Raw genomic sequence first — 7,804 nt, 5'->3', positions numbered from 1 at the left:
GGGCTTGCTCGCGAAGGCGTCGTATCAGCAAACATCAATGTATCTGACACACCGCCTTCGCGAGCAAGCCCGCTCCCACATTTGGACTGCGTGTGTTCAGGGAAATCAGCGGTAATCGTCCACCGGCACGCACGCGCAATACAGGTTGCGATCGCCGTAAACGTTGTCCACCCGATTCACCGCCGGCCAATACTTGTGCGCCTTGGTGTGCGCATCCGGGGCGATGCCTTGTTCGATGCTGTACGGCCGCTCCCAAATGCCGGTGACATCCGCCAAGGTATGCGGCGCGCGTTTCAGCGGGTTGTCTTCTGCCGGCCAGTTGCCGTTTTGCACTTCGGTGATTTCCGCTCGAATGCTCAGCATCGCGCCGATAAACCGATCCAGCTCAGCCTTCGACTCGCTCTCGGTCGGCTCGACCATCAACGTTCCCGGCACCGGGAATGACATGGTCGGCGCATGGAAGCCGTAATCTATCAGGCGCTTGGCGACGTCTTCTTCACTGATCCCGGTCTGCGCCTTCAACGGCCGTAAATCCAAAATACATTCATGCGCCACCCGCCCGTTACGCCCTGTGTACAACACCGGGAACGCGCCGGATAAATGCTGCGCCAGGTAATTCGCCGCGAGAATCGCCACCTCGCTGGCATCGGCCAATTGCGGGCCCATCATGGCGATGTACATCCAGCTGATCGGCAAAATACTCGCGCTGCCCCACGGCGCGGCACTGACCGCGCCGTTCTGCGCCAGCGGCCCGTCGATTGGCACCACCGGGTGATTGGCAACGAACGGCGCCAAATGCGCACGAATCCCGATCGGCCCCATGCCGGGCCCACCGCCGCCATGAGGAATGCAGAAGGTCTTGTGCAAATTCATGTGCGAGACGTCGGCACCAATGTCCGCCGGCCGCGCCAGCCCGACCTGCGCGTTGAGGTTGGCGCCGTCCATGTACACCTGACCGCCGTGTTGGTGGATCACTTCGCAGATTTCGCTGATGCCCTCCTCGTACACACCATGGGTCGACGGATACGTCGCCATCAAGCACGCCAACTTATCCCCAGCCTCAGCGGCTTTGGCTTTCAAATCTTCCAGATCAACGTTGCCCTCCGCGTCGCACTCGACGATCACCACGCGCATCCCGGCCATCTGCGCCGACGCCGGGTTGGTGCCGTGGGCTGACGAAGGAATCAGACAAATATCCCGAGCGCCCTGTTGCCGGCTCTCGTGATATTTGCGAATCGCCAGCAGCCCGGCGTATTCGCCCTGCGCACCGGAGTTGGGCTGCATGCAGATCGCATCGAAACCGGTGATCGCGCAGAGCCAGCGCTCCAGCTCCTCGATCATCAGCGTGTAGCCGACGGCTTGCTCGCGCGGCACGAACGGATGCAGGTTGGCGAATTGCGGCCAGGTGATCGGGATCATCTCGCTGGTGGCGTTGAGTTTCATGGTGCAGGAGCCCAGCGGGATCATCGACTGGTTGAGCGCCAGATCCTTGTTCTCCAGTTGTTTGAGGTAGCGCAGCATCTCGGTTTCGCTGTGGTGCGCGTTGAAGACCGGATGGCGCAGGTACGGCGTTGTGCGCTGAAGGTTGACGGGGATGCCCGAGGTCAGCGCCTCGGCGTCGAGATCGTCGACGCTCAAGCCGTGATCAGCCCCGAGCAAGACATCGAACAGTTTCGCCACGGTCGTTTCATCGCAGGTCTCGTCAAGGCTCAGCCCGACGCGGCCACGGCCGAGAATCCTCAGATTGATCTGCGCAGTCTGAGCGCTTTGAATAATCGCGGTTTGTGCGCCACCAACGTCGAGCGTCAGCGTGTCGAAAAACTGCGCGTTCAGGCGTTTCAGCCCATGTCTTTCAAGCCCTGCCGCCAGAATGCAGGTCAACCGATGCACCCGCTGAGCGATGCGTTTCAGACCTTCCGGGCCGTGATACACCGCGTAGAAACTGGCGATATTCGCCAACAGCACCTGCGCTGTGCAGATGTTCGAGTTGGCCTTCTCGCGGCGGATATGTTGCTCGCGAGTTTGCAGGGCCATGCGCAACGCGACGTTGCCCCGGGCGTCTTTCGAAACGCCGATGATCCGCCCGGGAATCGCCCGTTTATATTCCTCACGACTGGCAAAGAATGCGGCGTGCGGGCCGCCGTAACCCATCGGTACGCCGAACCGTTGCGATGAACCGAACACTACATCGGCGCCCAACTCACCCGGCGGGGTCAGCAACAACAAACTCAACAAATCCGTGGCGACGCACGCCAGCGCTTGCTGCGCGTGCAAGTGATCAATCAATGGACGCAGATCGCGCACTTCGCCGTGAGTGTCGGGATACTGCAGCAGCGCACCGAATACCTGGTGCTGCTTCAAGTTATCCACAGCGTCGATGATCAGCTCAAAGCCGAAGCCCTCGGCGCGGGTCTGCACCACGGAAATGGTCTGCGGATGACAGTTCTCATCGACGAAAAACAGATTGCTCTTCGACTTCGCCACACGCTTGGCCAAGGCCATGGCTTCTGCCGCCGCCGTGGCTTCATCGAGCAGCGAGGCGTTGGCCAATTCGAGGCCGGTGAGGTCGATGGTCAGTTGCTGGAAATTCAGCAGCGCTTCGAGCCGGCCTTGGGCGATCTCCGGTTGATACGGCGTGTACGCGGTGTACCAACCGGGATTTTCCAGCACGTTGCGCAGGATGACGGTCGGCGTCAGGGTGCCGTGGTAGCCCATGCCGATCAGGCTGCTCCACACCTGATTCTGCTCGGCATAGCCGCGCAGCTTGGCCAGCGCCGTTTGTTCGTCCAGCGCCGGCGGCAGATCGAGTGCGCGATTGAAGCGGATGCCCGGCGGCACAGTCTGTTCGATCAGTTCGGCGCGACTGCCGAGGCCGAGGCTGTCGAGCATCGCTTGTTGCTCGGCGGCATCCGGGCCGAGGTGACGACGCAGAAAAGCATCGGGATCGCGTAACTGGCTCAAGGACGGCAACTGGGACATGACGGGCTCTCTCTTGGCTGGCGCTCGGCGTCAATGCAACACGGTCAAACCAGCATAGCAGTGCCCTTGAAGATCAAAAGATCGCAGCCTTCGGCAGCTCCTACAAGGTCTACACCATCCCCCTGTAGGAGCTGCCGAAGGCTGCGATCTTTTGATCCTGAAAAAAAAGCCCCGACAAGTCGGGGCTTTGGGTATTGCTTAATGCTTACTCGCCGATGGCAGCCTTATAAGCGCCGGCATCCAGCAGCTTGTCCAGCTCAGCCGCGTCGGTTGGCTTGATCTTGAAGATCCACGCGCCGTACGGGTCGGAGTTCAGCAGTTCAGGCGAACCACCCAGCTCTTCGTTGACGGCAATCACTTCACCACCGATCGGCGCGTAGATGTCGGAAGCGGCTTTCACCGACTCAACCACACCGGCCTGATCTTGTGCAGCGAAGACTTTGCCGACTTCAGTCAGCTCGACGAACACCACATCACCCAGCGCTTCCTGCGCGTGATCGCTGATGCCCACAGTGACGGTGCCGTCGGCTTCCAGACGGGCCCATTCATGACTTTCGGCAAAACGCAGGTCGGCAGGGATATCGCTCATCTTCGGTGTCCTCGAGAAATTGTCAGCGGTCGTGCCCGCCGGAAAAGGTTAGATCAAAGTTTTGCCATGGCGGACGAAGGTCGGTTTGACCACACGTACCGGGTACCACTTGCCACGGATTTCCACTTCGGCGCGGTCGGCGGTTGCCATCGGAACACGCGCCAGGGCAATCGATTTGCTTAGCGTAGGGGAGAAACTACCACTGGTGATCTCTCCTTCGCCAACATCGGCGATACGAACCACTTGATGAGCGCGCAAAACGCCGCGTTCTTCCAGCACCAGACCGACCAGTTTGTGCGCCACGCCAGCGGCTTTTTCCGTCTCCAGGGCAGCGCGGCCGATGAACTGGCGCGAGGCCGGTTCCCAGGCGATGCTCCAGGCCATGTTCGAGGCCAGCGGCGAAACGTCCTGATCGATGTCCTGACCGTAGAGGTTCATCCCGGCTTCAACGCGCAAGGTGTCGCGAGCGCCGAGGCCGATCGGGGAAATGCCGGCGCCGACCAGATCGTTGAAGAAACCCGGAGCCTGATTGGCTGGCAGGACGATTTCCAGACCGTCTTCACCGGTGTAACCGGTGCGCGCGATGAACCAGTCGCCGTCGGTATAGCCTTCGAAGGGTTTGAGGTGCTGGATCAGCGTGGCGCGGGATTGGGTCACCAACTCGGCAATCTTGTGCCGGGCTTGCGGGCCTTGAATGGCCAGCATCGCCATCTCGGAACGCTCATGCAAATGCACGTCGTAGCCGGAAAGTTGCGCGTTCATCCACGCAAGATCCTGATCGCGGGTGGACGCGTTGACTACCAGTCGATAACCCTCGTCAAGGCGGTAGACGATCATGTCGTCGACGATGCCGCCACGCTCGTTGAGCATGGTGCTGTACAACGCACGGCCGGGGCGGTGCAGGCGTTCGACGTCATTGGCCAGCAAATGCTGAAGCCAGGCCTTGGCCTGGTTGCCGGTGACATCGATCACGGTCATATGGGATACATCGAACACCCCGCAATCGCGGCGCACCTCGTGGTGCTCCTCGACCTGCGAGCCGTAATGCAGTGGCATGTCCCAACCGCCAAAATCGACCATCTTCGCGCCGAGGGCGAGATGCAGGTCATACAGAGGCGTACGCTGTCCCATGGGTTTCTCCTTCCGGGCGTGGCGAAGGTGCGGACAGCCGCTGCACGGGCGAAAGCCTTGAAATAGAAGGCTCTCAGCCGATTCCAGCGAACGGGTCTGTCAGACGAACCGCACCGAATGCCGCGCATTGTAGCCGCATGATTCAGGACTCACTACTAAGTGTTTCGATGCGCCGAGCGGCGAATCAGGCCGATGACCGGCAACAGTCCGACCAAAACCAGGCTCAGCGCCGGCAACGACGCCCGCGCCCATTCGCCTTCGCTGGTCATTTCAAAGATGCGCACGGCCAGCGTGTCCCAGCCAAACGGGCGCATCAGCAGGGTCGCGGGCATTTCCTTGAGCACATCGACGAACACCAGCAGCGCGGCGCTCAACGTGCCGGGCAGCAACAACGGCAGATACACTTTGAAAAACAGTCGTGGCCCACTGACACCGAGGCTACGTGCCGCTTCGGGCAAAGACGGCCGTATACGCGCCAGACTGTTTTCCAGCGGGCCGTAAGCGACCGCGATAAAGCGCACCAGATACGCCATCAGCAACGCCGCGAGACTGCCGAGCAGCAACGGTTTGCCAGCGCCACCGAGCCAGCCGGAGAGCGGGATCACCAGCTCGCGATCGAGATAACTGAAGGCCAGCATGATCGACACCGCCAGCACCGAACCCGGCAAGGCGTAACCGAGATTGGCCAAACCCACGCCGGAGTTGATCGCCGGCGTCGGCGCCAAGCGCCGGGCGAAGGCCAGCAGCAAGGCGACGCTGACGGTGATCAGCGCCGCCATGCCGCCCAGATAGAGGGTGTGCAGGATCAGCCCGGCATAGCGCTCATCGAGATCGAAACGCCCGCGCTGCCAGAACCAGACGATCAGTTGCAGCATCGGAATCACGAAGGCGCAGGCGAACACCAGTCCGCACCAGCTCATCGCCGCGAGGGCTTTGAATCCGCGCAGGTGATACAGCGCTTTCACCCGAGGCCGCTCGTTGCTCGCGCGGTCGGCGCCGCGCGCACGACGTTCGCCGTACAGCACCAGCATCACCACCAGCAGCAACAGGCTGGCCAGTTGCGCCGCACTCGACAGGCTGAAGAAGCCGTACCAGGTTTTGTAGATCGCGGTGGTGAAGGTGTCGAAGTTGAACACCGACACCGCACCGAAATCGGCGAGGGTTTCCATCAGCGCCAGCGCCACACCGGCACCAATCGCCGGCCGCGCCATCGGCAACGCTACGCGCCAGAAGGCTTGCCACGGCGATTGGCCGAGCACCCGCGCGGCTTCCATCAAGCCTTTGCCCTGCGCGAGAAACGCGGTGCGCGCCAGCAGGTAAACGTACGGGTAGAAAACCAGCACCAGCACGATAATCACCCCGCCGGTGGAGCGCACGCGGGGTAGGCGCAGGCCTGTGCCGAACCATTCGCGCAGCAGGGTTTGCACCGGGCCGGCGAAGTCGAGCAGGCCGACGAAGACGAAGGCCAGCACGTACGCGGGGATGGCGAACGGCAGCATCAGCGCCCAGTCGAGCCAGCGCCGACCGGGGAATTCGCAGAGGCTGGTGAGCCACGCCAGGCTGACGCCGAGCAGGGTCACGCCGACACCGACGCCGAGCACTAGCGTCAAGGTGTTGCCGAGCAGGCGCGGCATCTGGGTTTGCCACAGGTGCGACCAGATCTGTTGATCAATGGTTTGCCAGGACAGCAGCAGAACACTCAGGGGCAGCAGCACCAACGCGGCGACGGCGAAGACGATGGGGTACCAGCGGCGTTGGGCGGGGTGGGCCACTTCAAAGGTCTCGCGGGGAAATCGTGGAGTGTAAGGAAGAAAGCGAAAAGATCGCAGCCTCCGGCAGCTCCTACATTGGGAAATGTGATCACCCTGTAGGAGCTGCCGAAGGCTGCGATCTTTTGATCTTTACAGCAGCAGACTCAGTTCCAACCCGCCCGATCCATCATCCGGATCGCCTCAGCCTGACGCTTGCCCGCCACTTCCACCGGCAAGGTGTCCGCAATGAACTTGCCCCACGCCGCCACTTCTTCCGAAGGCGCGACCGCCGGGTTGGCCGGGAATTCCTGGTTCACGTCAGCAAAAATCTTCTGCGCTTCCGGCGTGGTCATCCATTCAACCAGAGCCTTGGCCGCTTCCGGGTGCGGTGCATGTTTGGTCAGGCCAATCCCCGACAGGTTCACGTGCACACCGCGATCCGCCTGATTCGGCCAGAACAGTTTCACCGGCAGCTCCGGCTTCTGCTTGTGCAGGCGACCGTAGTAGTAAGTGTTGACGATGCCCACGTCGCACTGCCCGGCGTTGATAGCCTCCAGCACTGCAACGTCATCGGAGAACACGTCGGTGGACAGGTTATTCACCCAGCCTTTGAGGATTTCCTCGGTCTTCGCCGCGCCGTGGACTTCGATCATGGTCGCGGTCAGCGACTGGTTGTAGACCTTCTTCGCCGTGCGCAGGCACAGGCGCCCTTCCCAGTTCTTGTCGGCCAGCGCTTCGTACGTGGTCAACTCGCCCGGCTTCACCCGTTCGGTGGAATAGGCGATGGTGCGCGCGCGCAGGCTCAGGCCAGTCCAGGCGTGAGTGGACGAGCGATATTGCAGGGGAATGTTGGCGTCGATGGTTTTCGAGGTGAATGGCTGGAGGATGCCCATCTGCTCAGCCTGCCAGAGGTTGCCGGCATCAACGGTGAGCAGCAGGTCGGCGGTGGCGTTTTCACCTTCAGCCTTGATGCGCTGCATCAGCGGCGCTTCCTTGTCGGTGATGAACTTGATCTTCACCCCGGTCTTGGCGGTGTAGGCATCGAAGACCGGTTTGATCAGCTCATCGATGCGCGACGAGTAAACCACCACCTCATCAGCGGCCTGGGCCGTGGTGCTACCGATCAGGGTCAGGGCCAGTGCGGTCAGAAGACGCTTGGGTGCCAACATGGGAGTGGTCTCTCGGTCGGGAAATGTGGGCCAAATGATAAGGACTCACATTTACCACCTCAATCGAACTCTTTTTGAAGGAGTTACCAGATGTTGCATGATTGACCGCCATCCCTGTAGGAGCTGCCGCAGGCTGCGATCTTTTGATGTTGTTTTTAAGATCAAAAGATCGCAGCCTGCGGCAG

5 protein-coding genes are annotated in these 7,804 nt (G+C 61.2%); all 5 read right to left on the bottom strand.

Annotation, left to right across the window (positions count from 1 at the left end):
- Positions 1-105 precede the first annotated feature (105 nt).
- Positions 106-2,979, bottom strand: coding sequence for an aminomethyl-transferring glycine dehydrogenase (gcvP, locus tag GVL50_RS28220; RefSeq protein WP_159815821.1), 2,874 nt, complete (start codon positions 2,977-2,979; stop codon positions 106-108).
- Between the two features lie 205 nt (positions 2,980-3,184).
- Entirely contained in the window at positions 3,185-3,568 is a 384-nt protein-coding gene (gcvH, locus tag GVL50_RS28215) for a glycine cleavage system protein GcvH (RefSeq protein ID WP_053124868.1), read from the bottom strand.
- 48 nt (positions 3,569-3,616) lie between these two features.
- Positions 3,617-4,699, bottom strand: coding sequence for a glycine cleavage system aminomethyltransferase GcvT (gene gcvT / locus GVL50_RS28210; protein WP_159815820.1), 1,083 nt, complete (start codon positions 4,697-4,699; stop codon positions 3,617-3,619).
- 155 nt (positions 4,700-4,854) lie between these two features.
- Positions 4,855-6,471, bottom strand: a complete 1,617-nt coding sequence (locus GVL50_RS28205; protein ID WP_159815819.1) for an iron ABC transporter permease — start codon at positions 6,469-6,471, stop codon at positions 4,855-4,857.
- Between the two features lie 143 nt (positions 6,472-6,614).
- Entirely contained in the window at positions 6,615-7,619 is a 1,005-nt protein-coding gene (locus GVL50_RS28200) for an extracellular solute-binding protein (protein WP_008081441.1), read from the bottom strand.
- Positions 7,620-7,804: the final 185 nt, after the last annotated feature.

This window comes from Pseudomonas sp. 18058, assembly GCF_902706155.1.
Classification (GTDB): Bacteria; Pseudomonadota; Gammaproteobacteria; order Pseudomonadales; family Pseudomonadaceae; genus Aquipseudomonas; species Aquipseudomonas rustica.
Note: the sequence above shows the minus strand (reverse complement) of the source record. Positions and strands in the feature narration are given on the sequence as shown.

Bases quoted from the DNA above. Each gene is read 5' to 3' on its own strand.
- gcvP (WP_159815821.1), bottom strand. From the start codon at position 2,979: ATGTCCCAGTTGCCGTCCTTGAGCCAGTTACGCGATCCCGATGCTTTT.
- gcvH (WP_053124868.1), bottom strand. From the start codon at position 3,568: ATGAGCGATATCCCTGCCGACCTGCGTTTTGCCGAAAGTCATGAATGG.
- gcvT (WP_159815820.1), bottom strand. From the start codon at position 4,699: ATGGGACAGCGTACGCCTCTGTATGACCTGCATCTCGCCCTCGGCGCG.
- GVL50_RS28200 (WP_008081441.1), bottom strand. From the start codon at position 7,619: ATGTTGGCACCCAAGCGTCTTCTGACCGCACTGGCCCTGACCCTGATC.